Source organism: Nocardioides sp. Z22_16 (genome assembly GCF_058134365.1).
In genome coordinates, this window is the sequence record NZ_JBYTTI010000005.1 from 563,856 (window position 1) to 587,849 (window position 23,994).

26 protein-coding genes and 2 tRNA genes are annotated in these 23,994 nt (G+C 73.2%); 10 read left to right on the forward strand and 18 right to left on the reverse strand.

What is annotated here, in order from left to right; all coding sequences use genetic code 11:
* Positions 1-8 precede the first annotated feature (8 nt).
* A complete protein-coding gene (locus AC3X7R_RS17845; protein ID WP_489967020.1) occupies positions 9-2,165 on the reverse strand; it encodes a sensor histidine kinase in 2,157 nt (718 codons plus the stop codon).
* Between the two features lie 125 nt (positions 2,166-2,290).
* Between AC3X7R_RS17845 and AC3X7R_RS17850 the strand changes: the two genes are divergently transcribed.
* The 3 genes from AC3X7R_RS17850 to AC3X7R_RS17860 all read left to right on the forward strand — a co-directional run bounded on the left by AC3X7R_RS17850 (position 2,291) and on the right by AC3X7R_RS17860 (position 5,238).
* Entirely contained in the window at positions 2,291-3,859 is a 1,569-nt protein-coding gene (locus AC3X7R_RS17850; protein WP_489967021.1) for a phytoene desaturase family protein, read from the forward strand.
* Positions 3,856-5,094, forward strand: coding sequence for a glucose-1-phosphate adenylyltransferase family protein (locus tag AC3X7R_RS17855; protein WP_489967022.1), 1,239 nt, complete (start codon positions 3,856-3,858; stop codon positions 5,092-5,094). Before AC3X7R_RS17850 ends, AC3X7R_RS17855 begins: the two co-directional genes overlap by 4 nt.
* Positions 5,095-5,165: 71 nt before the next feature.
* A tRNA-Lys gene (locus AC3X7R_RS17860) sits at positions 5,166-5,238 on the forward strand.
* Between the two features lie 111 nt (positions 5,239-5,349).
* Here the strand turns inward: AC3X7R_RS17860 and AC3X7R_RS17865 are convergent.
* The gene (locus tag AC3X7R_RS17865) at positions 5,350-7,188 is read right to left on the reverse strand and encodes a Na+/H+ antiporter (RefSeq protein ID WP_489967023.1); all 1,839 of its coding nucleotides are present in this window, start codon (positions 7,186-7,188) and stop codon (positions 5,350-5,352) included.
* 98 nt (positions 7,189-7,286) lie between these two features.
* Between AC3X7R_RS17865 and AC3X7R_RS17870 the strand changes: the two genes are divergently transcribed.
* The gene (locus AC3X7R_RS17870; protein ID WP_489967024.1) at positions 7,287-8,012 is read left to right on the forward strand and encodes a B3/B4 domain-containing protein; all 726 of its coding nucleotides are present in this window, start codon (positions 7,287-7,289) and stop codon (positions 8,010-8,012) included.
* Between the two features lie 34 nt (positions 8,013-8,046).
* Here the strand turns inward: AC3X7R_RS17870 and AC3X7R_RS17875 are convergent, their stop codons facing one another.
* From AC3X7R_RS17875 to AC3X7R_RS17900, 6 genes are read right to left on the reverse strand one after another with little or no spacing between them, the layout of a single operon-like run.
* Positions 8,047-8,346 (reverse strand): GroES family chaperonin, encoded by a 300-nt coding sequence (locus AC3X7R_RS17875; protein ID WP_489967099.1) that lies wholly within the window; start codon positions 8,344-8,346, stop codon positions 8,047-8,049.
* 43 nt (positions 8,347-8,389) lie between these two features.
* The gene (locus tag AC3X7R_RS17880; RefSeq protein WP_489967025.1) at positions 8,390-8,641 is read right to left on the reverse strand and encodes a DUF3618 domain-containing protein; all 252 of its coding nucleotides are present in this window, start codon (positions 8,639-8,641) and stop codon (positions 8,390-8,392) included.
* Complete coding sequence (locus tag AC3X7R_RS17885) at positions 8,638-9,393, reverse strand: energy-coupling factor ABC transporter ATP-binding protein (protein WP_489967026.1); 756 nt, start codon at positions 9,391-9,393, stop codon at positions 8,638-8,640. The genes AC3X7R_RS17880 and AC3X7R_RS17885 overlap by 4 nt, the downstream gene beginning before the upstream one ends.
* A gap of 18 nt (positions 9,394-9,411) precedes the next feature.
* Complete coding sequence (cbiQ, locus tag AC3X7R_RS17890; RefSeq protein ID WP_489967027.1) at positions 9,412-10,080, reverse strand: cobalt ECF transporter T component CbiQ; 669 nt, start codon at positions 10,078-10,080, stop codon at positions 9,412-9,414.
* A 3-nt stretch (positions 10,081-10,083) separates the two neighbouring features.
* Complete coding sequence (locus AC3X7R_RS17895; protein ID WP_489967028.1) at positions 10,084-10,449, reverse strand: PDGLE domain-containing protein; 366 nt, start codon at positions 10,447-10,449, stop codon at positions 10,084-10,086.
* Positions 10,446-11,138, reverse strand: coding sequence for an energy-coupling factor ABC transporter permease (locus AC3X7R_RS17900; protein ID WP_489967029.1), 693 nt, complete (start codon positions 11,136-11,138; stop codon positions 10,446-10,448). The genes AC3X7R_RS17895 and AC3X7R_RS17900 overlap by 4 nt, the downstream gene beginning before the upstream one ends.
* Before the next feature lie 50 nt (positions 11,139-11,188).
* Here AC3X7R_RS17900 and bcp point away from each other — a divergent pair, with 50 nt between their 5' ends.
* The 3 genes from bcp (at position 11,189) to AC3X7R_RS17915 (ending at position 12,743) form a co-directional block, all read left to right on the forward strand.
* Positions 11,189-11,665, forward strand: a complete 477-nt coding sequence (gene bcp / locus AC3X7R_RS17905; protein ID WP_489967030.1) for a thioredoxin-dependent thiol peroxidase — start codon at positions 11,189-11,191, stop codon at positions 11,663-11,665.
* A 15-nt stretch (positions 11,666-11,680) separates the two neighbouring features.
* Positions 11,681-11,762: transfer RNA gene (locus AC3X7R_RS17910), tRNA-Leu, on the forward strand.
* Positions 11,763-11,861: 99 nt separating this feature from the next.
* Complete coding sequence (locus AC3X7R_RS17915) at positions 11,862-12,743, forward strand: bile acid:sodium symporter family protein (RefSeq protein ID WP_489967031.1); 882 nt, start codon at positions 11,862-11,864, stop codon at positions 12,741-12,743.
* 18 nt (positions 12,744-12,761) lie between these two features.
* Here AC3X7R_RS17915 and rdgB read toward each other — a convergent pair whose 3' ends face one another.
* The 5 genes from rdgB to AC3X7R_RS17940 all read right to left on the reverse strand — a co-directional run bounded on the left by rdgB (position 12,762) and on the right by AC3X7R_RS17940 (position 16,692).
* A complete protein-coding gene (gene rdgB, locus AC3X7R_RS17920; protein WP_489967032.1) occupies positions 12,762-13,388 on the reverse strand; it encodes an RdgB/HAM1 family non-canonical purine NTP pyrophosphatase in 627 nt (208 codons plus the stop codon).
* Positions 13,381-14,139 carry a ribonuclease PH gene (gene rph / locus AC3X7R_RS17925; protein ID WP_489967033.1) on the reverse strand — a complete coding sequence of 253 codons (759 nt, stop codon included), beginning with the start codon at positions 14,137-14,139 and terminating at the stop codon, positions 13,381-13,383. The genes rdgB and rph overlap by 8 nt, the downstream gene beginning before the upstream one ends.
* A 38-nt stretch (positions 14,140-14,177) precedes the next feature.
* A complete protein-coding gene (locus AC3X7R_RS17930) occupies positions 14,178-14,891 on the reverse strand; it encodes a helix-turn-helix domain-containing protein (RefSeq protein ID WP_489967034.1) in 714 nt (237 codons plus the stop codon).
* 98 nt (positions 14,892-14,989) lie between these two features.
* Positions 14,990-15,775, reverse strand: a complete 786-nt coding sequence (locus AC3X7R_RS17935; RefSeq protein WP_489967035.1) for an ABC transporter permease — start codon at positions 15,773-15,775, stop codon at positions 14,990-14,992.
* Complete coding sequence (locus tag AC3X7R_RS17940) at positions 15,772-16,692, reverse strand: ABC transporter ATP-binding protein (protein WP_489967036.1); 921 nt, start codon at positions 16,690-16,692, stop codon at positions 15,772-15,774. Before AC3X7R_RS17940 ends, AC3X7R_RS17935 begins: the two co-directional genes overlap by 4 nt.
* Positions 16,693-16,823: 131 nt before the next feature.
* Between AC3X7R_RS17940 and AC3X7R_RS17945 the strand changes: the two genes are divergently transcribed.
* Together AC3X7R_RS17945 and AC3X7R_RS17950 are read left to right on the forward strand one after the other, a co-directional pair.
* Entirely contained in the window at positions 16,824-17,987 is a 1,164-nt protein-coding gene (locus AC3X7R_RS17945; protein WP_489967037.1) for a sensor histidine kinase, read from the forward strand.
* Positions 17,975-18,640, forward strand: a complete 666-nt coding sequence (locus AC3X7R_RS17950; protein WP_489967038.1) for a response regulator — start codon at positions 17,975-17,977, stop codon at positions 18,638-18,640. The genes AC3X7R_RS17945 and AC3X7R_RS17950 overlap by 13 nt, the downstream gene beginning before the upstream one ends.
* Positions 18,641-18,661: 21 nt before the next feature.
* Here the strand turns inward: AC3X7R_RS17950 and AC3X7R_RS17955 are convergent, their stop codons facing one another.
* The gene (locus tag AC3X7R_RS17955) at positions 18,662-19,417 is read right to left on the reverse strand and encodes an MBL fold metallo-hydrolase (RefSeq protein WP_489967039.1); all 756 of its coding nucleotides are present in this window, start codon (positions 19,415-19,417) and stop codon (positions 18,662-18,664) included.
* The gene (gene murI, locus AC3X7R_RS17960) at positions 19,414-20,244 is read right to left on the reverse strand and encodes a glutamate racemase (protein ID WP_489967040.1); all 831 of its coding nucleotides are present in this window, start codon (positions 20,242-20,244) and stop codon (positions 19,414-19,416) included. The genes AC3X7R_RS17955 and murI overlap by 4 nt, the downstream gene beginning before the upstream one ends.
* 177 nt (positions 20,245-20,421) lie before the next feature.
* Between murI and AC3X7R_RS17965 the strand changes: the two genes are divergently transcribed.
* Positions 20,422-21,519 carry an alkaline phosphatase family protein gene (locus AC3X7R_RS17965; RefSeq protein ID WP_489967041.1) on the forward strand — a complete coding sequence of 366 codons (1,098 nt, stop codon included), beginning with the start codon at positions 20,422-20,424 and terminating at the stop codon, positions 21,517-21,519.
* A 21-nt stretch (positions 21,520-21,540) separates the two neighbouring features.
* Here AC3X7R_RS17965 and AC3X7R_RS17970 read toward each other — a convergent pair whose 3' ends face one another.
* From AC3X7R_RS17970 to AC3X7R_RS17980, 3 genes are read right to left on the reverse strand one after another with little or no spacing between them, the layout of a single operon-like run.
* A complete protein-coding gene (locus AC3X7R_RS17970; protein ID WP_489967042.1) occupies positions 21,541-22,413 on the reverse strand; it encodes a DUF3152 domain-containing protein in 873 nt (290 codons plus the stop codon).
* 23 nt (positions 22,414-22,436) lie between these two features.
* Positions 22,437-23,384, reverse strand: coding sequence for a PLP-dependent cysteine synthase family protein (locus AC3X7R_RS17975; protein WP_489967043.1), 948 nt, complete (start codon positions 23,382-23,384; stop codon positions 22,437-22,439).
* Positions 23,385-23,438: 54 nt separating this feature from the next.
* Complete coding sequence (locus tag AC3X7R_RS17980; protein WP_489967044.1) at positions 23,439-23,993, reverse strand: NYN domain-containing protein; 555 nt, start codon at positions 23,991-23,993, stop codon at positions 23,439-23,441.
* Position 23,994 lies beyond the last annotated feature (1 nt).

A 23,994-nucleotide genomic window follows, 5' to 3' on the forward strand; every position in this document is an offset into this window, starting at 1 on the left:
GCTCCCGGTCAGCTGGCCAGCGTGGCGGCCTGACCGCTCTCGTACGCCGGGCCGTCGCCGTCGCCGTCGCCGTCCCCGTCGTCGTCCGGCTCACCGGCGGCGCGCCTGGCTCCCTCGGCCCGCTGGACCGGCACCGGGTCGGCCCCCTCGAGGGGCAGCCTGACCCGGAAGGTGGAGCCGACGCCGTGCCCGGAGTCGACCTCGATGACCCCTCCGTGGGTCTCCACGATCGCCCGGGCGATGGAGAGGCCCAGGCCGCTGCCCTGGGTGGCCCGCTCGTGGGCGACGGTGGAGCGGAAGAACCGCTCGAAGAGCTGGGCCTGCTCCTCCGCGGGCACCCCGATGCCCGTGTCACGCACGGCGAGGACGGCCGCTCGGCCCTCGACCGTCAGCGAGACCGCCACCTTGCCCAGCGGGTCGGTGAACTTGATGGCGTTGCCGAGCAGGTTGATCAGCACCCGGCCGAGTCGCTCCTCGTCGCCGGTGACCAGGACCTCCTCCTCGGGGAGCGAGAGGGAGCAGTCGATCTGGGCGGCCAGCATCGCGGGCGCCATCTCCTCCTGCGCCTGGGCGACGACGTCGCGCAGGTCCAGCTGGCAGGTGGCCACCGCCAGGCTGCCGTCCTGGATCCGGGAGAGCATCAAGAGGTCGTCGATCAGCGAGAGCAGCCGCCGGCTGTTGCCCTTGACCCGGCCGAGGGCCTGGACCTGGCCCTGGTGCAGCGGCCCGAAGCCACCTTCCTCGAGCATCTCCAGGTAGCCCAGGATGCTGGTGATCGGCGTCCGGAGCTCGTGGCTGACGCCGGAGACGAAGGAGTCCTTCACCGCGTCGATCTCGCGCAGGTGCTCCAGGGCGGTCCGCTCGACCTCCAGCGCCTCCTCCAGCACGCGCTGCTCCTTGACCCGCCGGGTCACGTCCTCCCCGGTGCTGACGTAGCCGACCGGACGGCCCTGCTCGTCGAGGAGGCGGGAGATCGCCAGCTGGAGGGTCCGCACCTCGCCGTTCCGGTGGAGGAACTCCACGTCCATCGCCGCGTGCCCGGACTCGGAGAGCTTGTGGGTCACGGCTGCGTAGTCGTTCTCGACGCCCAGCAGCGCCGCCAGCCGCGCCACCTCCGCCTCGGCGTGGAACATGCTCGGGGACCGGCCCAGGACGTCTTCGGCCGAGTAGCCGAGCAGGGCGCGGGCCCCGGGGTTGAAGAGATCGATCTGGCCCAGGCCGTCGGTGCCGATGATGGCGATGCCCGAGGCGCCCTGGACCAGCTGCTCCACCTTGGCCTGCTCGCGGCGCGCCTGCCAGCTCTCCCGGCGCTGGGCCCCCACCGCGATGGCGAAGGGGATGCAGGTCAGGGCGCAGGCACAGACCAGGAGGGCCAGCGTGACGCCCAGCATCTCGGCGCCGACCGCGCCGGTGGCCTGGTCACCGGCCATCGGCCCGAAGCCCTGCACCGTCATCGAGTGGGCGATGATCGCGACCACCATGAGCTGGACGACCGTCTCCCTCATGGGCGCCCGCAGGGCGGCCCAGCCCAGCGCCGGGATCAGCACGAAGGCGAGGCTGACCGGCAGCTCCAGCGGTGAGAAGACGACGACCGCCGCAGCCACGGTGAGCACCCACTGGGTCACCCGCTCGGCCAGCGGCGCGACCCCGGGGAACCGGGGGCGGCCCATGAAGTGCGGCAGGAGGACCAGGTAGGAGGCGACCTGCGGCACCCCGACAGCCAGGACGATCACCCACCACTCGGCCAGTCCGGTGGCGGCACCGACCGCCGCGCAGAGGGAGGCCGCCACCAGGGCGCCGCCCACGCTGGAGCCCACGAAGTACTTGAAGTCCTCCTCGTTGAGGAGGGCCGGCCGGCGGCGACCGCGCACCGTGACGCCTTCGGCCACCAGGGCCGCACCGACCCCTGCGGCAAGCCCCCAGCCCAGGGCGTGGAGCGGCTCACGACCGTTGGCGAGGTAGAGCCCGCTGGCGAGGGCGGTGAGCAGGAGGGCCAGCGCCGGCCGGACCGGACGCGGCACGAGCAGCAGCGCTCCCGCCATCAGGCCCACCGGGAACGCCTCGGCGATCAGGGTCCCCTCCGGCTGGGACCAGAGGACGTAGTGACCCGCGAGCACGAAGAAGAGCAGGAGCACGACGAGCCCGACCCGGTTGCGACGTGCCATCGGGGCCTCCTCCCGGGCGCAGCGGTGCCAACGGCTTCGACCCTAAAGTCACTGGTCCCCGCTGGGGACCTTTCGCCGAAGGGATCACCCGTTCGGTGGTCTAGGTTGACCGAGTGACTACGGGCATGACTCGAAATGACTACGACGTCGTCGTGATCGGCGGCGGCCACAACGCCCTGGTCTCCGCGGCGTACCTGGCGCGGGCGGGACTCTCGGTGGTGGTGCTCGAGCGCCTCCCCCACCTGGGCGGCGCCGCGGTCTCCACCCAGGCCTTTCCCGGCCGGCCGGCCGGGCTGTCGCGCTACTCCTACCTGGTGAGCCTGATGCCCGAGCAGCTGATGGCCGACCTCGACCTCGACGTCCGGCTGGTCTCCCGGCGCACCGCCTCCTACACGCCCTACCACCGCGACGGCCGACCGGCGGGCCTGCTCGTGGAGCGGCCCGAGGGGGAGGCGACCCGGGCCTCCTTCGCCGCCCTCACCGGCGGCGAGGAGGAGTACGCCGCCTGGCGGGAGCTCTACGCCGAGGTCGGCGAGATGGCGCGCGCCGTCGCCCCGACGCTCCTCGAGCCGCTGCCCCTGGAGCGGGACGTCGCCGCCCGGGTGGACCCGCGGCTGTGGCGCGAGCTGGTCACCGAGCCGCTGGGGGCGGCCCTGCGCCGGCGCTTCCGCGACGAGACGGTGCGCGGCGTGGTCGCCACCGACGCCCTCATCGGCACCTTCGCCTCGCTCGACGACCCGTCGCTGGTGCAGAACCGGTGCTTCCTCTACCACCTCCTCGGCAACGGGACCGGCGAGTGGCGGGTGCCGGTCGGGGGCATGGGCTCGGTCACCGACGCGCTGGCCAAGGCTGCCGCCGGGGCGGGAGCCGAGCTGGTGACCGGGGCGGGGGTGAGCGCGGTCCGCAGCTCCGACGACGGTGCGGAGGTCACCTGGCACGACGGCGACCGCGAGAGCACGGTGACCTGCCGCCGGGTGCTGTCGGGGGTGGCCCCGTGGGTGCTGGAGATCCTCCTCGGCTCTCCCGAGGACGCCATGACGAAGCCGTCGGGGTCGCAGCTCAAGATCAACCTGCTGCTCGAGCGCCTGCCGCGGCTGCGCTCCGGCGCTGACCCGGAGGTCGCCTTCGCGGGGACCCTGCACGTGGCGCAGGGCTACGACCAGCTCGAGACCGCGCACGCCCAGGCCGCGGCCGGGCGGATGCCCGAGGTGCTGCCGGGAGAGGTCTACTGCCACTCCCTGACCGACCCCTCGATCCTGGGCGAGCTGGCCGGCACCGGGGCGCACACCCTGACCTACTTCGGCCTGCACACCCCGGAGGCGCTCTTCGCAGAAGATCGGGCCGCCGCGCGTGACCTGGCCGTCGAACGGGCACTGGAAGCACTCGACGAGCACCTGGAGGAACCCGTGCGAAGCCTTGTGATGACCGACGCCGACGGCCGCCCCTGCCTGGAGGCCAAGGTGCCCCAGGACGTCGAGGCCGAGCTGGCGATGCCCGGCGGCCACATCTTCCACGGCGACCTGGAGTGGCCGTGGGCGCCGAACCGGTCGCGGCTGGAGACGCCCGCCCAGCGCTGGGGCGTGTCCACCGACCGCGACTCGGTGCTGCTCTGCGGCTCCGGTGCCCGCCGGGGCGGCGCGGTCTCGGGGATCGGTGGGCACAACGCGGCGCAGGCGATCCTGGAGGAGCTGTGAGCGGCGCCGTGACAGGTGACGTGCTGGCGCTGGTCCAGGCCGGCGGTCAGGGGTCGCGGATGGACGTGCTCACCCGGGAGCGGGCCAAGCCCGCGCTTCCCTACGGCGGCACCCACCGGCTGATCGACTTCGCGCTCAGCAGCCTGGTGCACTCCGGGTTGCACGACGTGTGGGTCAGCCTGGAGTACCAGGTCGCCTCCATCGACCAGTACCTCGCCGGGGGCCGTCCGTGGGACCTCGACTCCAGTCGCGGCGGCTTCCGGCGGATGGTGCCCCAGACCGGCAGCGGCCCGGCGACCGAGGACGGCTTCGCCTTCGGCAACGGCGACCTGCTGCTGCGGATCGCCCGCGACCTCGAGGCCCGCGACGCGAGCACCCTGGTGATCACCAGCGCCGACCACGTCTTCAACGCCGACCTGCGCGACGTGATCGCCGAGCACCAGGCCTCCGGGGCCGCCGCGACGGTGCTGACCAGCGAGGTCACCAAGAAGGAGGCCTCGCAGAACGTCGTCGTCGAGACACGCCGCGACGGCACCGTCACCGCGGTGGCCGCCAAGCCATCGCGGCCCGCCTCCACCACCGTGGCCACCGAGGTCTTCGTCTACCAGACCGCACCACTGCTGGAGGCCGTCTACCGGCTGCGGGCCACGCTGGCCGGGACCGCCGAGGGCGACGACAGCGGGATCGGCGACTTCGGCGACCACCTGCTGCCCGACCTGGTCGAGCGCGGTCTGGTGCGCGCGGTCGAGCTGCCCGGGTACTGGCGCGACCTGGGCCGCCCGGAGTCCTACCTGCAGGGCCACCGGGACCTGATCGACGGCAAGGTCGACGTCTTCGACCAGCCCGGCCGTCCGGTGCTCACCCACTGGTCGGACCGGGGGCCGGCCCGGGTCCGCCCCAGCGGGGAGCTGTCGGACAGCCTGCTCTCCCCCGGGTGCGACGTCGCCGGCACGGTGCGCCGCAGCGTGCTCGGCCCCGGGGTCGTGGTCGAGGAGGGCGCCGTCGTCGAGGACACCGTGCTCTTCACCGGGGTCGTGGTGCGCCGCGGGGCCCGGGTGACCACCAGCGTGCTCGACGACGGCGTCGAGGTCGGCCACGACGCGGTGGTCGGCACTGCGCCGACGGCTCGGCTGGCACGCGACGAGGACCTCGTCCTGGTGGGTCGGGACTCGCAGGTCACCCCGCGGTCCTCGCTGTCGGCGGGCGCCCGGCTGGAGCCGGGCTCGACGGTCTGAGGGAGCCGCCGCCCGACCCAGGATTTCTCTCCCGTGCCCCCCGCTGGTAGTGTTCCTCTCGCTTCACGCACGCGCCATTAGCTCAATTGGCAGAGCAGCTGACTCTTAATCAGCGGGTTCGGGGTTCGAGTCCCTGATGGCGTACAGATAGAGGGCCAGGACCGTTTCACGGTCCTGGCCCTCTGCCGTTCCCGGTCTTCCCGCCGGCCGCGAGCGACTCCCCTGGGGAGGTCAGCGGGGAGGTCAGCGGGGAGGTCAGCCGGTGAGGTTGTGCACGAAGCACCAGCGCCAGGACTCCCCCGCCTGCGCCGACTGGATGGTCGGGTGCTGGGACTCGTGGAAGTGCTTCGTCGCGTGCCGCCCGACCGAGGAGTCGCAGCAGCCCACGTGCCCACACGTCAGGCACTGCCGCAGGGACACCCAGCGGGTCCCCTCCCGTCGGCACGTCTCGCAAGCCGGGTCCGGGACCGTCCGAACCACCGGGTGCGCCGCCAGGTCCGGGCACTCCTCGCGCGCCTCGTAGCCCAGGGTCGCCTCGCGCACCTCGTGACGCACCGAGCTGCCGGCCTCGAGCATCGACTCCTCGAGGTCGAGCATCCCCAGCACCTGGCTCACCACCTCGGAGGGCAGGTGCCCCTCCGTGCGTACCTCGAGCACCCGGCTCCGCTCGGCCTCGATCATCTCGCGGCGGAGCCGGGAGTAGAGCTCGGAGGGGGTCTCCTCGTCCGCGGTGGTCGCCAGCTGCTCCCAGGCCGTCAGCGCGCGCTGGTCCAGCCGGGCCCTGATCCGCTCGGCGACGCCGTGATGGTCGTCGTACTCGAGCTCCTCGAGCCGCTCGAGCCCCGCCGCCCCCGCCTGCTCGAGCAGGGTGGCGCGAGCCAGCGCGTCCTGCGCCGGGTCGGGGGACGGGACTCCCAGGAGCCGCGTCGCCCAGGGCAGGGTGAGCCCCTGCAGGAACAGGGTCCCGGCCACCACGGAGAAGGCGATCAGCAGCATCACCTCGCGGTGCGGCGTCTCCTCCGGGATGACGAACGCCGCCGCGAGCGTCACCACGCCGCGCATCCCGGCCCAGCCGAGGAGGAAGGTCCAGCTCGTCGGCAGCGGGTCGCTGCGCCGGAGGACCGCCGTGGCATGCATGTAGAGGACCCGCACCACGATGACGGTGACCAGGGTGGCCACGCAGACCAGGACGATCCGCCCGCTGGGCAGCGTCGACTCGCGCACCCCGGCGAGGATCCAGTCGAGCTGGAGCCCGATCAGCAGGAAGACGGCGTTCTCCAGGACGAACGCGACGGTGCGCCAGGTGACGCGCTCGGTGATCCGGGACTGGGCGCTCTGGATGAGGTCGGCCCTGTGCCCCAGCAGCAGGCCGGCCACGACCACCGAGAGCACCCCCGAGGCGTGCACCGCCTCGGCGGCGACGAAGGCCGCGAACGGGGTGACGAAGGAGATCGCGGTGTCCAGGAGCGGATCGGTGATGCGCTTGCGCAGCCACGCCACGACGACGAAGAACGCCACCCCGATCAGCGCGCCGCCACCGGCCGCGAGCAGGAAGTCCACGCCGACGTCCCGCAGGGCCACCCCGCCCGCTATCGCCGCGATCGCGGTGCGCAGGGTCACCAGCGCGGTGGCGTCGTTGAACAGCGACTCGCCCTCCAAGATCGTCACCAGCCGGCGTGGCAGGCCGATGCGACGCCCCACGGTCGTCGCCGCCACCGCGTCCGGCGGCGCGACGACCGCTCCGATCGCCAGCGCAGCCGCCCAGCCCCAGTCGGGCACCAGCCACCGGACGACGAGGGCCACTGCGCCCGCGGTGACCAGGACGAGCAGCACCGAGAGGCGCAGGATGGTGCCGCGGTTGGCGTTGAAGTCGACCAGCGAGGTCTGGATCGCCGCGGCGTAGAGCAGCGGTGGCAGGAGACCGAGGAGCACCACCTCGGACTCCAGGTGGATCGTCGGCACCCCGGGGACGTAGGCCATCGCCACCCCCACCGCGACCAGCAGCAGCGGCGCCGGGATGCGCAGCCGCTCGCTGACCGCCGTGCCGGCCAGCACGACGACGGCCATCGAGACCAGCAGGACGGCAGCCTCCACCCTCCGTATGGTGGCACGCCCGCACCTCCCGGTCACGTCGCTCGGCGGTGTGGGCTGGGGCGTTGCGCGGAGCCCCCACCTCGGGTGACGATGCCGACATGCCGACGACCGCTGAGCTCGACGCCTTCCTCGCCGGGGCACGCGTGGACGACTCCGTGTTCGCGCTGCGGCCCGACTACCGGGCCCTGCTCCTGGCCGTCGACGGGATCGTCCCGGCCGGCAGCGACGAGACGAGCGAGGAGCTCCTCCGCAGCGCCGAGCGCGAGGCCGCGTCCGCGCTCGCGGACCGTCCCGTCCAGGAGCTCCCCCACGTCGCCGCCTGGCGCGAGGCGTACCGGTCCTTCGGCGCCAAGCCCCAGCGGACCAGGAACAGCCTCGAGGCCCTGCTGCGACGGGTGGACGGCGGTCTGCCCCGGGTGAATCGCCTCACCGACCTCTACAACGGCATCTCGGTGCTCCACCAGCTGCCTGTCGGCGGCGAGGAGCTCAGCCGGTACGTCGGGTCGCCCCGCCTGGTCCGCGCCACCGGTGCGGAGCCCTTCGAGATCCTCGCCGACGGGGCCGCGGCCACCGAGCATCCGGAACCGGGCGAGGTGGTGTGGCGCGACGACGAGGGAGTGACCTGCCGCCGCTGGAACTGGCGTCAGACCCGGCGCACCCAGCTGCGCGAGGAGACCACCACCGCGCTCTTCATCATGGACGCGCTCGACCCGATGACCGACGCGGAGCTCACCGCGGCCGCCGACGACCTCGTGACGCACCTGTCCGGCAACGCCCCCGACCTCGTCACCGCCCGGCGACTGATCGCCAGGACGGCGGGCTGAGCCCGGTCGCCGCCGGCCACGCCGACGGTGCGGGCTAGAGGTAGAGGCCCGTCGCGCCGCCCTCGAGCCGCTCCGCGGCGACGGCGTGCACGTCGCGCTCGCGCATCACGAGGTAGACCTCGGCGTTGACCTCCACCTCGGCCTTGTCCTCGCTGTCGAAGAGCACCCGGTCGCCCACCTGCACGGCGCGCGCGTGCGGGCCGGTGCCCACCACACGGGCCCAGCTGAGCCGCCGGGCACCCATCGCGGCGGTCGCCGGGATCACGATGCCGCCGTTCGAGCGGCGCTCCCCCGCGTCCTGGTCGGGCTCGACCAGGATCCGGTCGTGGAGCATCTTGATCGCGGCGCCGGGGGCCTCGCTCGACGGACGGGTCGGCTCAGTCACGCGCGATCTTGCGGATCACCGCGAAGAGCAGCACGACACCCGCCACCCCCGCAGCCGCCTTGAGGATGTTGTCGGTGCGCGGTGCCCCGGTGTCGAGGTCCACGAAGTGCGCCTTCACCGAGGTCACCTCGCGGCTCACGATGGTCTTGGGGTGGGCGCGGTATAGCAGCTGGTCGATGGTGTCGGCCAGGCGCTCGCGGGTCGTCTCGATCTCGCGCTCGAGCGCGGACACGTCGTTGGTCACTCTGGAAGGCTACCAATCGCCACCGGGTCGAACCCGAACGGCAGCTCGAGGCGGTGCCGGCCCATCAGCTCGGCGTCGGTCAGCACGTCGTAGGTGCGCCCGTCGGCGACCACCACCCCCTCGCTGAGCACCACCGAGCGCGGGCAGAGCTCGAGGGCGTAGGGGAGGTCGTGGGTGACCATCAGCACCGTGACGTCGAGGGAGCGCAGGATGTCGGCCAGCTCGCGGCGGCTGGCCGGGTCGAGGTTGGAGCTCGGCTCGTCCAGCACCAGGATCTCCGGCTCCATCGCCAGCACCGTCGCCACCGCGACCCGGCGCCGCTGCCCGAAGGAGAGGTGGTGCGGCGGCCGGTCGGCGTACTCCGACATCCCCACCGCCGCCAGCGCGGTCGCGACCCGGGCGTCGAGCTCGGCGCCCCGCAGCCCCTGGTTGGCGGGCCCGAACGCGACGTCCTGGCGCACCGTGCCCAGGAAGAGCTGGTCGTCGGGGTCCTGGAAGACGATGCCCACCCGGCGGCGGATCTCCTTGAGGTTCTCCTTGGCCACCGGCAGTCCGGAGATGCTGACGGTGCCCGCTCCCGCCGTGAGGATGCCGTTGAGGTGGAGGACCAGGGTCGTCTTGCCCGCGCCGTTGGGCCCCAGCAGCGCCACCCGCTCCCCCGCGTGGACGTGCAGGTCGACCCCGAAGAGCGCCTGGTGCCCGTCGGGGTAGGCGTAGGCCAGCCCGCGGACGTCGAGGACGGGCGCGCTCATCGCGGCCTCATCGCGGCCTCATCGCGGCAGGGTCCCGTCGTAGCCGCGCGACAGCATCGCCAGGTGGACCCGTTCCCCGCGCTCGTAGGAGCGGATGAAGAGGGCACCGAGCGAGCGGGCCAGCATCGGCCAGTGGCGCGGCGAGCGCGGGTCCGCTCCCCGCGACCTCATCGCCGTCGTCATCCGCCCCAGCTCCCCCAGGACCACGCTGAGGTAGCGGACCATGAAGCCCATGATCTGCACCAGGAGGTCGGGCATCCGCAGCCGCTCGAGCCCGCGCAGCAGGTCGGCCGGCTCGGTGGTCGCGGCGAGGGTCAGCGCCGCCAGCACGCCCAGGGTCCCCTTGACCAGCAGGCCCCAGGCCGCGAGCAGGCCGGGCTCTGAGAGGGCCACACCGAGCACCTCGACCCGTGGGCCGGTGGCCACGAACGGCACCAGCAGGGCGAAGACCACGAACGGCACCTCGACCACCATGCGCCGCGCGAGGTAGCCGAACGGCACCCCGGAGACGGCGACCACGGCGAGCAGGAGAAGCGCGTAGCCGCCGAAGACCGCGTAGGCGTCCCGGGGGGTCGCGACCACGACCAGCATGAAGACCAGCACCCCGGCGATCTTCAGGTGCGGCGCGGCCCGGTGCACGGGACTGTGCCCGTGGTGGTGCAGCAGGTGGCCGTGCTCCGCGCCCATCGCCTAGTCCCGGGCCGTGGAGGAGTGCTGGGAGTCGCCGCCGGGATCCCGGCGGCCCCGGCCGCGCAGGGCCCAGAAGAGCCCACCGGCCAGCAGGAGCACCACGAGGGAGCCCAGGACCCCGGCGATCCCGGAGCTGAGCCGCTCGTCGTCGACGCCCTCGACCTGGTAGTCGGCGAACGGGCCGTCCCCCGCCGCGTGCTCCTCCGCGGAGTCGAGGAACCCGGTCTGCTCCGCCACGTGCTCGAGACCGTCGGGGCTGCTGCTGGCGTAGTAGCTGACGAAGCCGGCGACCAGCAGCGAGACGAGGAGGAAGACCACCAGGAACCTGCGTCCGCGCCGGCTCTGGCGCTCGGGCGCCCCGCTCATCCCGTCGCCCCCGTCTCCCGGATCTCCAGGGCACGACGCCGTAGCAGCGGCCGGGCGCCGTAGACCAGGTCGGGGCGGACCGCCACGACGCTGCCGACGACCATGCCGGTGACCAGCGCCTCGCCGACGCCGATCAGGCTGTGCCACCCGAGCATGGCCGCGAGCACCTTGCCGGTCTCGACCGGGGCGGTCCCGCCGACGGCGAAGAGCCCGGTGAAGACGAGGGCCGCGGCCGGGACGCTGACCAGCGCGGCCAGTGCCGCGGCCGGGGGGACCGAGGCGGGCCGCTTGGGCAGCACGGCGCGCGCCCCGACGAAGACGCACCAGCCGACGGCGACGGCGACCAGCGACAACAGGGTGATGTTGGTCCCCAGGGCGGTGATCCCCCCGTCGGCCATCATCAGCGCCTGGACGATCAGGACCACGCTGATGGCCAGGACCGCGGTCCACGGGCCGGCGAGGACGGCAGCCAGCGCACCGCCCATCAGGTGGCCGCTGGTGCCGGCGCCCACCGGGAAGTTCACCATCTGGCCGGCGAAGACGAACGTGGCGACGAGGCCGGCCATCGGCGCGGTACGGTCGTCCAGCTCCCGGCGGGCACCCCGGAGCGCCACCGCGATCCCGGCTGCGGCCACCGCGCCGGTCGCCACCGAGGTGGGCGCATCGAGGAATCCGTCGGGGACGTGCATGCCCCTACCGTACGCTCTTGCAAACGATTTGCATCTAGGAGATTTCTCGCGTGAGCCACCGTCTCTCCCCCGGCGACCCCGCCCCCGACTTCAGCCTGACCTCCGACACCGGGGAGCAGGTCGCCCTCTCGGAGCTCCGCGGACGACGGGTCATCGTCTACTTCTACCCCGCCGCGATGACGCCCGGCTGCACCAAGCAGGCCTGCGACTTCACCGACTCCCTGGCCTCGCTGCAGGCAGCGGGCTACGAGGTGGTGGGCATCTCCCCCGACAAGCCGGAGAAGCTGGCGAAGTTCCGCGAGCGGGACGCGCTGACCCTCACCCTGCTCTCCGATCCCGAGAAGGAGACGCTGCGCGCCTACGGGGCCTTCGGCGAGAAGAAGCTCTACGGCAAGACCGTGGAGGGCGTCATCCGCTCCACCGTCGTGGTCGACGCCGAGGGCAAGGTCGAGCTCGCGCAGTACAACGTCAAGGCCACCGGGCACGTGGCGAAGCTCCGCCGTGACCTCAAGCTGGACGCTGCCTAGACTCCCCTGCACGTAGCCGAAGTGGTGGAACTGGCAGACACGCAGGTTTTAGGTACCTGTGCCTTCGGGTGTGCGGGTTCGAGTCCCGCCTTCGGCACTCGCGACGCGACGCGACGGGACGTGAGCTGTCGGCACGGTCGACCGACGCGTGGGCGCACCCTTCCCCGGATGTGACCTGAACCACTACGGTCCGGCCATGGATTCCGCGCTCACCACCGTCGGGCTGCCGATCGCCCTCGGCATCATCATGTTCGGCCTCGGCCTCGACCTGACCCTCGGGGACTTCCGGCGGGTCGCGCGGACCCCCAAGGCGGTGACCATCGCACTGGGCTGCCAGCTCCTGCTCCTGCCGCTCCTCTGCTTCGGCCTCGTCGTCGTCTTCGACCTGCCCGCCCTGCTGGGGATCGGCATGCTGCTGCTGGCCGCCTCCCCGGGCGGCACCACCGCAGCGCTCTTCAGCCACCTCTTCCGCGGCGACGTGGCCCTCAACATCTCGCTCACCGCCATCAACTCGGTGATCGCGGTGGTCACCCTGCCGGTGATCACCGGCGCCGCCATCGCCTACTACGACCGGCAGGACGACGTGTCGATGCCCTTGGTGGAGATCGTCAAGGTCTTCGCCCTGATCATCCTGCCGGTGGGTCTCGGCATGCTGGTCCGGGCCAGGCGGCCCAGCTTCGCCGAGGCGATGGACAAGCCCGTGCGGATCGGCTCCGCGGTGATCCTCGCGGTGCTGGTCGTCGGGATCCTCGTCGACCAGCGGGCCGACGTGGGTGAGTACGTGGCCGACATCGGTCTGGTGGCCGCCCTCTTCTGCGCCCTCAGCCTCGTCATCGGCTACGCGGTGCCGAGGGCGCTGGGCGTCTCCGGCCCGCAGTCGATCTCCTCGTCGATGGAGATCGGAGTCCACAACTCGACCCTGGCCATCTTCGTCGCGGTGGAGGTGCTCGACTCCACCGAGATCTCGGTCCCTGCGGCCGTCTACTCGATCATCATGTTCGTCTTCGCCGCGGTGTGGGGCTCGTGGGTCTCACGCCGGGTGGCGGCCGACGAGCCGGTCGCCGCACCCGTCGGCTGAGCGCCTCAGCCAGACCTCTCAGCCCAGAGCCTCGGCCACCACCGGGGCGAGCGCCCGGAGGGCACGCCCGCGGTGGGAGATCCGGTCCTTCTCGGCCGGGTCGAGCTCGGCGCTCGTCAGGCCCTGCTCGGCGTGCTCGTCGGCGACGAAGAGGACGTCGTACCCGAAGCCGCCCTCCCCGCGCAGCTCCCGGATGATCCGGCCGTCCATCCGCCCGTGCACCACGTGCTCCTCGCCCCCGGGCAGGCAGAAGGCCACGGCACAGGCGAAGTGGGCGGTCCGACGCTCGTCCGGCACGTCTCGCAGCTGGGCGAGGAGGAGTGCGTTGTTGCTCACGTCCACCTCGGCCCGCTCGCCGGCGCCCGACCCGCTCCACCGGGCCGACAGCACCCCCGGCATGCCGTTGAGCGCGTCGACGCACAGGCCGCTGTCGTCGGCGATCGACGGCCGACCCGTGGCGGCCACGGCGGTCCGGGCCTTGAGCAGCGCGTTGCCCTCGAAGGTCGGCTGGTCCTCGACGGGCTCGTCGTAGCCGGCCACGTCGTCGAGGCCGACCACCACGACGTCCGGCACCTGCTCGGCCAGGATGCGTTGCATCTCGGCGAGCTTCTTGGCGTTGCGGGACGCGAGGAAGACCTCAGGCACCGGCGCTCCCGGGGAGGGGCGCGGCCAGCGCCTCGTGCTGCAGGCGGGTGAGGTCGGCGCAGCCCTTCTCCCCCAGCCGGAGCAGGGCGTCGAGCTCGTCGCGGTCGAAGGCCGCCCCCTCGGCGGTGCCCTGGACCTCGACGAACTTGCCCTCGCCGGTCATCACGATGTTCATGTCGGTCTCGGCCCGGACATCCTCCTCGTAGGGGAGGTCGAGCCGCGGCGTCCCGTCGATGATGCCGACGCTGACCGCCGCCACCGAGCCGGTCAGCGGCTCCCCGGTCAGCGCCCCTGTCGCGCGGAGGTGGGCGATCGCGTCGGCGAGGGCCACGTAGGCGCCGGTGACCGCCGCGGTACGGGTGCCGCCGTCGGCCTGCAGCACGTCGCAGTCGAGCTGGATGGTGTTCTCGCCCAGAGCCTGGTAGTCGATCACCGCGCGCAGGGAGCGGCCGATCAGCCGGGAGATCTCATGGGTCCGGCCGCCGATCCTGCCCTTCACCGACTCCCGGTCGGAGCGGGTGTTGGTCGCGGAGGGGAGCATCGCGTACTCCGCGGTCACCCAGCCCAGCCCCGACCCCTTGCGCCACCGGGGCACCCCGACCGAGGCCGAGGCGGCGCAGAGCACCCGGGTGCGACCGAACTCCACCAGCACCGAGCCCGCCGGGTGGTCCAGCCAGTTGCGGGAGAAGCGGATCTCGCGGAGCTCGTCGTCGGCCCGTCCGTCGGCGCGGGTCTTGGCAGTCTCAGTCATGGCCCCGACCCTAGTCGGCGGCTCCGGCGCCGGCTTCCTCAGGCGACGTCCTCGACCGCCTTGCGCAGCAGCTCGGTCAGTCGTTCGTGGTCACGCAGGATCTCGGGCTCGGGGCCCACCAGCGCGACCGCCGCCGGCAGCTCCGGGGAGAACTGCGCCCACGGCAGGGCCAGGCCGGCCACGCCCGGCATGGTCCAGGAGCTCTCCACCACCGGGAGCCCGAGGCGCAGGCGCCCGATCAGGGCGTGCACCTCCTCCGGACCGGCCGGGGCGCCGAGACTGCGTCTCGGCCACGGCGACAGGTCGAGGTGCCTGTCCACCTCCTCGGACGGGAGCTGGGCCAGCAGGGCGAGCCCCGCGGCTGATGCCCACAGGTGCTCGAAGGGGTCCTTGAGCTCCGCGAGCGGCGGCAGGGTCTCGCTGCGCGCGAAGGCGAGCGCGTGGGTGCGGCGCTCGCGGAGCTGGAACACCGCCGCGCTGTGACCGGTCCGGTCGCGGAGCGCGCGGGCCACCTCGTCCGCCCGGCCGCCCAACGGTGTGGTCACCGGGTCGTCGGTGAGGTGGAGCGCCCGGGGTCCGAGCACGTAGAGCCGCCCCATCCGCTCCACCCACCCCTCCCGAAGCAGGGCCTGCATGACACGGGAGACCCCGGCCTTGTCGACCCCCAGGCGCCGCGCGACCTCCGAGACCCCCAAGGGCTCGGCGCGCAGCATCTCCAAGGTGCGGAGTCCGCGGAGGAGGCTGGCCGACATGCCCGCATCCTAGACAGAAGCCGACGCGGTCCGTGGTCGAACCCGGCGTCGGCTCCTGTCCCAGGGTGCACGCACGGTGCTTCTCGTCGCGGCAGCGCCTACTTGACCTCGGCCCGCATCAGCCGCAGCCAGCCCAGGACGAACGGGATGACGATCCACAGCAGGGTGGTGGTGCCCAGCTGCGCCCACTCCTCACCGCTCAGGTTGATCTCGGTGCCGAAGAGCGGGATCTGGGCGGTCGCCAGGTCGAGCCAGGCAGCCACGTCCCGCAGCGACTCGACCAGGCTGAAGACCAGGTTCATCACGATCGGCAGCCCGAAGAAGGTCACGATCGCCGCGGGCGTGTTGAGCCACAGCAGGCCGTAGGCCAGCCCCTGGAGGATGGTGACCAGCTGGAGCAGGAAGAACGGCAGGGTGTCGACCCACTCGAAGCCCTCGAAGCCGGCCTCGGCGCCGCCCAGCAGCGTGGCCAGCGCGGCCAGCACGACGGCGGCGACGAACGCCCCGGCGCCGAAGATCAGCGCGGCGACCGTCTTGGCCCCGATCACCCGGGAGCGCGCCGGCTCCAGGGCGAAGGTGACCATTGCGGTGCGCTGGCTCCACTCGCTGGTGACCAGCAGGATGCCCAGCACCGGCAGCAGCAGGCCCTGGGGGGTGGCCGCCGCCCCGACGAAGCTGCCGAAGACCCGGTCGTCGGTGTCGGAGACGACGAAGACGATCACCATCACGATCGCCGTGATGGCCACGATCGCCCCCACCAGCCAGAGACCGGCGCGGGTGTCCCAGGACTTGCGCAGCTCGACCTTGACCAAGCGGGTGAAGGGCACCGCGGGGGTCCCGCTGACGTCCAGCGTGCGGGGGTGGGAGTGGTCGGTGGTGCTCATGCGTTCGCTCCTGTGTCGATTCCTGCGACCTGGTCGCGCTGGGTCTCACCGGTGAGCTCGAGGAAGATGTCCTCCAGTCCTCCGCCGCCGCGCCGCAGGTCGGTGAGGACCACGCCTGCCTCGAGGGCGGTCCGGCCCACCTCGACGGGCTCGGCGTCCACCCGCAGGCCGTCGCCCGCGGGCGAGACCTCCAGGCCCCGGCCGCGCAGCGCCTCGGCGAGCGCTCCGTTGTCGAGGGAGACGACCAGGGTGGCGGTGCCGCGGCCGGCCAGCAGCGAGCTCTTGTCCCCCTGGGCCAGGATCCGCCCGCGCCCGATGAGGACCAGCTCGTCGGCGATCAGCTCGACCTCGTTGAGCAGGTGGCTGGAGAGCAGCACGGTGCCCCCGCGCTCGGCGTAGCCGCGGAGCAGGTCGCGCATCCACCGGATCCCCGCCGGGTCGAGGCCGTTGGCCGGCTCGTCGAGGATCAGCACCGAGGGGTCGCCCAACAGGGCGTGGGCGATGCCCAGCCGCTGCTTCATCCCCAGCGAGTAGTTGCGCAGCCGACGCTTCGCCTCGCCCGGGGAGAGCGAGACCATCTGCAGCATCTCGTCGACCCGGGAGTCGGGCAGCCCCATCGTGGTGGCGCCCAGCTGGAGGATCTCCCGCCCGGTGCGCCCGCCGTGCTGCGCCCCGGCGTCGAGCAGCACCCCCACGTGGCGGCCGGGGTTCGGGATGTCGCGGTAGTCGTGCCCCCCGATGGTCACCCGTCCGCTGGTCGCGGAGGTGAGCCCCACCATCACCCGCATCGTGGTGGTCTTGCCGGCGCCGTTGGGTCCGAGGAACCCGGTCACCCGACCCGGCTGGCAGGTGAAGCTCACGTCGTCGACGGCGAGGAAGTCGCCGTATCTCCTGGTCAGTCCTTGCACTTCGATCATGTGGACACCCTGCCCTAGGTGTCCACCGGATTTCTCCCTCCGCCGGTCGCGCCGCGGCCCTACCTAAGTAGGGGGCCTGCCGCGACGGGCGGCTCCTGCGCCGGTGTCGACGGCCGCCTAGCCTGTGCAGGGTGTCCACCCCAGCCCTCGAGCTCCACCGGCCCGCCCTGGGCCTGTGGGACCACGCGTGGCGTCTGCTGGTGTGCCTGCTGATCTCCGCCGTGCTGTGGGGCACGGTGGTGGAGGCGCAGTGGGAGGACCACCGCGCGCTGTTCTGGACCGACGTCGTGGTGGGCCTGGCGTCCTACGTGATGGTGATGCTCCGCCGACGCCTGCCCTTGATGGTCGCCCTCCTCACCCAGCTGATGATGCTCGGGTCGGGCATCGCCGCAGGCCCGGCGACCCTGGCTGCCGTCTCGCTGGCCACCGGCCTGCGCCTCGTGCCGATCGCGGTCACCGGCGTGGCGATGGTGGCTGCGGGGATGGCGTTCCCGTACGTGCAGCCGATGGCCGGGTCCAGCGTGTGGTGGGCGGAGCTGGTCTTCAACGTGGCCTTCACCGTCGCGCTGATGGGCTGGGGGATGTACCTCGGCTCCCGGCGCCAGCTGGTCGGGACGCTGCACGAGCGCGCGGTCCGTGCCGAGGCCGAGCAGGAGCTGCGCGAGAGCGAGGCCCGCTCGGCCGAGCGGACCCGGATCGCCCGGGAGATGCACGACGTGCTGGCGCACCGCATCTCCCAGATCTCGCTGCAGGCCGGAGCCCTGGCGTTCCGCCACGACCTCGACGGGGCCGTCCTGCGCGCCGGGGTCGCGGAGATCCAAGAGAAGGCGCACCAGGCCCTGGAGGACCTGCGCGGCGTGCTGGGCGTCCTGCGCGACGAGGACGGCTCGGTGCTCGCCCGTCCGCTGCCGGCGTACGACGACGTGCAGGCGCTGGTCGCCGAGGCCAGGGCCGACGGGGCGCGGGTGGAGCTGGAGGACCGGGTCGAGGACGCCCGGTCCGTCCCCGCCGCCACCGGCAGGGCGGTCTACCGGATCGTCCAGGAGGGGATCACCAACGCCCGGAAGCACGCGCCCGCCGCCAGCCTGCAGATCCGGCTCACCGGGGGGCCCGGGGAGGGAGTCGGTGTCCGGCTGTGCAACCCCCTGGGCTTCGCGACGGTCCCCGCGGCGCCGGGTGCCGGGCTGGGTCTGGTGGGGCTGGCCGAGCGTGCCCAGGCCCGGGGCGGCTGGCTCACGCACGGCCGGCGGGGCGAGACCTTCGTGGTGGAGGGATGGGTGCCGTGGACGACGTGAACGTGCTCGACGTGGTCGTGGTGGACGACGATCCGCTGGTGCGCTCCGCGCTCGGGCTGATGCTGGGAGGCCAGACCGGACTGCGGGTCGTGGGCGAGGCCGCCGACGGACGCGCCGGGGTGGAGCTCGTCGAGCGGCTCCGCCCCCACGTGGTGCTGATGGACATCAGGATGCCGGTGCTCAACGGGCTGGAGGCCACGGCGCTGCTGCACGCGCGGCCGGACCCGCCGAGGGTGATCGTGCTGACCACCTTCGACGCCGACGAGCACGTGGTGGGCGCGGTCGCGGCCGGCGCCGACGGGTTCCTGCTCAAGGACACCCCGCCGGCTCGGATCGTCGAGGCGATCCACCGGGTCGCCGACGGCGAGCCGATGCTCTCCCCCACCGCCACCCGCGCGCTGGTGGCGCAGGTCCGCGCCCAGGCCCCCGACGACCGGACCGAGTCCGCCCGGCGACGGCTCGCCGCCCTGACCGCGCGCGAGCACGACGTCGCGCGCGAGGTGGGCCGTGGGCTCTCGAACGCCGAGATCGCCCGCTCGCTGCACCTCTCGGTGCCCACCGTGAAGGCGCACGTCTCGCGGCTGTTCGAGAAGCTCTCCGTCACCAACCGGGTGCAGATCGCGATCCTGGTGCACGACGCCGGAGCGGCCTGACGCGGCCCGGGCGCCGTCGGCTCAGAGCTCCAGCACCTGCCCGACGTACGCCAGCTCCAGCGGACCGGAGAAGACCTGCTCGGCCTCCCGGAGGGCGACCTGCGGGTCGTGCCACGGCGGCACGTGGGTCAGCACCAGCCGGCCGACCCCGGCCCGGCCGGCGAGCTCCCCGCACTCCTTGCCGGTGAGGTGCAGCTCGGGCGGGTTGTCGCGCCCCTCCTCGAACGACGCCTCGGCCAGCAGCACGTCGGCGCCGCTGGCCGCCCGGGTCAGCGCGTCGCAGGGTCCGCTGTCGCCGGTGTAGGCGATCGTCGCCCCGCCGCTGCTGACGCGCAGCGCGTAGGCCGGGACCGGGTGCACCACCGGGAGCGCCTCGATCTCGAAGGGGCCGAACCGGAACGCCTCGCCCCACTCGCGGAAGTCGAACTCCCCGCTCATCCCGGGCACGAGCGGCAGGTCGTAGGCCCGTGCCATCCGCGCGGCCGTGCCCACCGGCCCCCACACGGGGATCCGCGGCTGGGGGCCGCTGGGATGGTACTTGCGGAGCACGTGGTAGCCGCACAGGTCCAGGCAGTGGTCGGCGTGGAGGTGGGTGAGGAGGACCGCGTCGATCTCGAGCGGGTCGGCGTAGCGGTGCAGCGCTCCGAGCGCGCCGTTGCCGAGGTCCAGCAGCACCCGCCAGGTGCGTCCCGCGTGGTCGGCCTCCACGAGGTAGCAGCTGGCCGGGGAGTCGGGACCGGGGTAGGAACCGGAGCACCCCACAACGGTGAGCCTCATGCCATGCCTCCGACGAACTGGTGCGCCGCCCGCAGCTCCGGACCGAGGAAGCGACGACCGATGGTCTCGAACTCCGACGCCGTACCCGTGGTGAGGAAGGTGTACGTCGGGTCCCCACCCTCGCGCATCAGGCCCTTGGTGGCCAGCATCCGGTAGACGTCCTTCGCGCACTCCTCGGCCGAGCTGACCAGGGTGACCTGGCCGCCCATCACGTACGAGATGACCCCCGTCAGCAGCGGGTAGTGGGTGCACCCCAGCACCAGGGTGTCCACCCCCGCGGAGACCAGGGGGTCGAGGTAGCCGTGGGTGACCGACAGCAGCTCCTCTCCTCCGGTGACGCCCGCCTCCACGTAGTCGACCAGCGCCGGGCAGGCCCGCACGTGCAGGTCGATGTGGGGAGCGGCGGCGAAGGCGTCCTCGTAGGCCATCGACTCGGCGGTCGCGCGGGTGCAGATGACCCCGATGCGGCCGGTGCGGCTGGCCGCGACCGCCCGTCGGGTGGCGGGGTAGATCACCTCCACCACCGGGACGTCGTAGCGCTCCCGGGCGTCGCGCAGCATCGCGGCGCTGGCCGAGTTGCAGGCGATGACCAGGGCCTTCACCCCGAGCTGGACGAGGTGGTCGAGGCACTCCAGGGCGTACTCGCGCACCTCGCCGATCGGCTTGGCGCCGTAGGGCTGGCGGGCGGTGTCGCCGAAGTAGACGATCGACTCGTGGGGAAGCTGGTCGATCACCGAGCGGGCGACGGTGAGGCCGCCGAACCCGGAGTCGAAGATGCCGATCGGGGCTTCGACCACCCCGGGCGCTGTTGGAGACACAATCGGCAAGGCTAGAGGCTCGACGCGCCCGGGTCACCCGACCGCGACCCACGTCACCCATCGTCTGGGTCACACCCGGAGCCGCCGCCGCGGGCCCCGGTCGTGCCTCCGGTCGTGCTCGGGTGATCTCCGCCCGATCTCCGCGTCGTGCCCGCGTCGCGGGTTCCTCCGAGTTACCGTCTGGGCGTGACCTACCCCTCCCGCGCCGTCGGCCGCCACCCGGCCGGGCGTCGCCTGCTGGCCACCGCCCTGGCCACCGCCCTGGCCGCCACCCTGGCGGGCGCGGCTGCCGCCCCGGTGGCGGCCACCTCACGGGCCCACTTCCCCGGCGACGAGCCGGTGAGCCCCAGCGCCCGCTACGGTCCGGTCGCCTCGGTGCTGGCCGTCTCGGTCGACGGCCTGAACCCCCGCGCGCTCACCCGTCTCGGGCGCCGCGGTGCGCCGCACCTGCACCGCCTCCTCCAGGAGGGCGCCTCCACGCTCAACGCCCGCACCCAGGTGGAGCGGACCCTCACCCTCCCCAACCACACCGGCATGGTGACCGGGCGACGCGTCTCGTCGGGCTCCGGGGGCCACGGCGTCACCTGGAACGACGACCGGCGCCGCCCGAGGACCGTGCAGCGAGCCGCCGGGGAGCGGGTCGAGTCGGTCTTCTCCTCCGTCTCCGACGCCGGCGGGTCGACCGCGCTCTTCGCCAGCAAGACGAAGTTCTCCCTGTGGAAGCGCTCCTGGGCCGACGACCTCGACCGCGTGGTCATCGAGGGGGACAACGGCGTGCTGGTCAGGTCGCTGCTGGCCGACATCCGCTCCGGGGACCGGGCGTTCCGGTTCCTGCACCTCTCCGCACCAGACTCGGCCGGCCACCGGTACGGATTCATGGGACGCGCCTACCTGCGTGCGGTCCGCAAGGTCGACCGGCTGCTGGGGCGGGTGCTCGCCGCGCTGGACCGTGGCCCGGCCGGGGCGGACGCGGTGCCGACCGGCGTGGTCCTCACCGCCGACCACGGCGGCGCACGCGGCACGGGCCACTCCCGCGCCGGCGAGCTCGCCAACTACCGGGTGCCCTTCGTGGTCCGGGCTCCGGGGGTGAGCGAGGGCGCCGACCTCTACGAGCTCAACGACGGGTACGCCGACCCGGGACGCGGGCGACCCGACTACGGCGCGGCCCGCCAACCGGTGCGCAACGGGCTGGTGGCCAACGTCGTCCTCGGGCTGCTGGGCCTGCCGCCGGTCCCCGGCAGCCAGCTGGGCGTCGACCCGCCGCTGCTGCTCACGGACCCCTGAGCCACGCGGCCCCGCCGCCGGCTACCGCTCGGCCGCCGTGGGCCACGGGTTGAAGAGGCAACCGGCGGTCCCCTTGGACTGCTGCATCATCACGGGCGCCGGCCGGCCCCGGCCGGGGCAGCCGAGGTGGCCGCGCCCCAGCCAGTGCCCCGTCTCGTGGTTGACGACCAGGTGGCGGTAGTCGCGCAGGCTCCGGCGGGCGGCGTTCCACGCCGGTGAGGCGCCACGCCAGCGCGCCTGGTTGATCACCACGTAGCGACCCACCCGGCAGCTCCACGTGCTGCTGCAGACCGGGGAGAACCGGGGCAGCCAGGACGCCTCGGCGAGCACCAGGCTGAACTGACCTCCGTGGGCCACCCGGCGCAGCTCCACCCCGGAGCCGCGCCAGCCTCGGGGGTCGTCGAAGGTCTCCTGGGCCAGCCGCGCGAAGGCGGCCACGCCCGAGACCTCTCCGCGCGTCTCCACCTGGTAGGTGACCACCCGCCGGGTCGGCACCCGGTGCCGCACCGGTGCGGTGGGGCGGGAGCGCGCGACCCCGACCGGCAGCCCCGCCACCCGGACCCGCACCTCGACGCGGAGCCGCGCACCCACGTCGGCCGGACGGATCCGGTAGCGCCGGTCGCGGGCACCCGGGATCGGCACGCCGTCGCGCAGCCAGCGGTACCGGGTGACCTCCCGCCGTGGGCTCCAGCGGCCGGGACGGGCGCGGAGGGTGCGCGGCCACCGCGCCTCGCCCCGCACCTCGGGCGCCTGCGTCGCCTCGGGGGCCGTCGGGGGCTCGGGCACGGCACCGGCCGGCCCCGCGGCCAGCGAGGAGAGCACGAGGAGCGGCAGGACCAGCGCGAGCAGCAGCGCGCGGCCGGCCGCGGGCGGGCGACGGAGGCAGGACCACATGGTCCCCCACCCTAGGGGCCGGACTAGGCCCAGAGCTGCCCCTCGAGACGGTCCTCTGCCTCGTCGACCGTGCCCTCGTAGGCGCCCGTGGAGAGGTACTTCCACCCGCCGTCGGCGACCACGAAGGCGATGTCGGCGCTCTCCCCGGCCTTGACCGCCTTGGCGGCCTGCCCGAGGGCGGCGTGCAGGATCGCCCCGGTGGAGACGCCGGCGAAGATCCCCTCCAGCTCGAGCAGGTCACGGACCCGGCGGACCGCGTCGCGCGGTCCGACGCTGAACCGGGAGTCGATCAGGGAGGCGTCGTAGAGCTCGGGGACGAAGCCCTCGTCGAGGTTGCGCAGCCCGTAGACCAGCTCGCCGTAGCGCGGCTCGGCGGCGACGATGCGCACCTCGGGCTTGGCCCTGCGGAAGAAGCGGGAGACCCCCATCAGCGTGCCGGTGGTGCCCAGCCCGGCCACGAAGTGGGTGATCTCCGGCAGGTCGGCCAGGATCTCGGGGCCGGTCCCCTCCTCGTGCGCGAGCGCGTTTCCGGGGTTGCCGTACTGGTAGAGCATGACCCAGTCCGGGTGCTCGGCGGCGAGGCCCTTCGCCACCCGGACCGCCTCGTTGGAGCCGCCGGCGGCGGGCGAGGAGACGATCTCCGCCCCCCACATCCGCAGCAGCTGGCGCCGCTCCGTCGAGGTGTTCTCGGGCATCACGCAGACGATGCGGTATCCCTTCAGCTTGGCCGCCATCGCCAGCGAGATGCCGGTGTTGCCGCTGGTCGGCTCCAGGATCGTGCAGCCGGGCCGCAGGGTGCCGTCCGCCTCGGCGATCTCGATCATCTTCAGCGCCGGGCGGTCCTTGATGGAGCCGGTCGGGTTGCGGTCCTCCAGCTTGGCCCACAGCCGCACGTCGGCGCTCGGCGAGAGCCGCGGCAGCCCGACCATGGGCGTGCCGCCCACCGAGGCGAGCAAGTTGTCGTAGCGCATGGTCACCAACCTTTCACGAGACGTCCGGGAGGAGTCCGCCGGCCGCGGCGCGGCTCAGCGCAGGAACTGCTCGGGGTCGAAGTCGTCGAGCGAGATGATGCGGACCCGCGGGAGCGGGACGTTGAAGGCCGCCACGTCGTCCTCGAGGTCGTGGAGCTCTAGGCCGAGGGCGTCGAAGCGCGAGCTGGCGTACTCCCGGAGCGCCGCGACGGCCACCCGGCGACGACCCCCCAGCAGAGCGGCGAGGTGGTCGGCGAAGTCGGCGTCGTGACTGACCAGCAGTACGTCGTCGTCCCGGTCGACCAGCGCCTGCAGCGTGCGCTGGATGCCGATGTCGACGACCTTCTCGTCCGCCCGGCCGGCCAGCGGGATGGGGCGGTAGCCCATCGCCAGCAGCGCCTGGACGAACGTCTGCGGGAACTGCCCGCTGGTGGCGTTGAGGAAGAACAGCCCGGTGACCGGCTGGTCCCACAGCTCCTCGGCATAGTCGGTGACCCGCTCCCAGCGGGGGCGCTCCTCGGGGAGCGGACGCCGCCCGAGCAGCGAGTTGCCGAGGGTGGCGTCGATGTTCTCGCCGTCGACGAGGACGAAGGTGCGCCGACCCGTCACG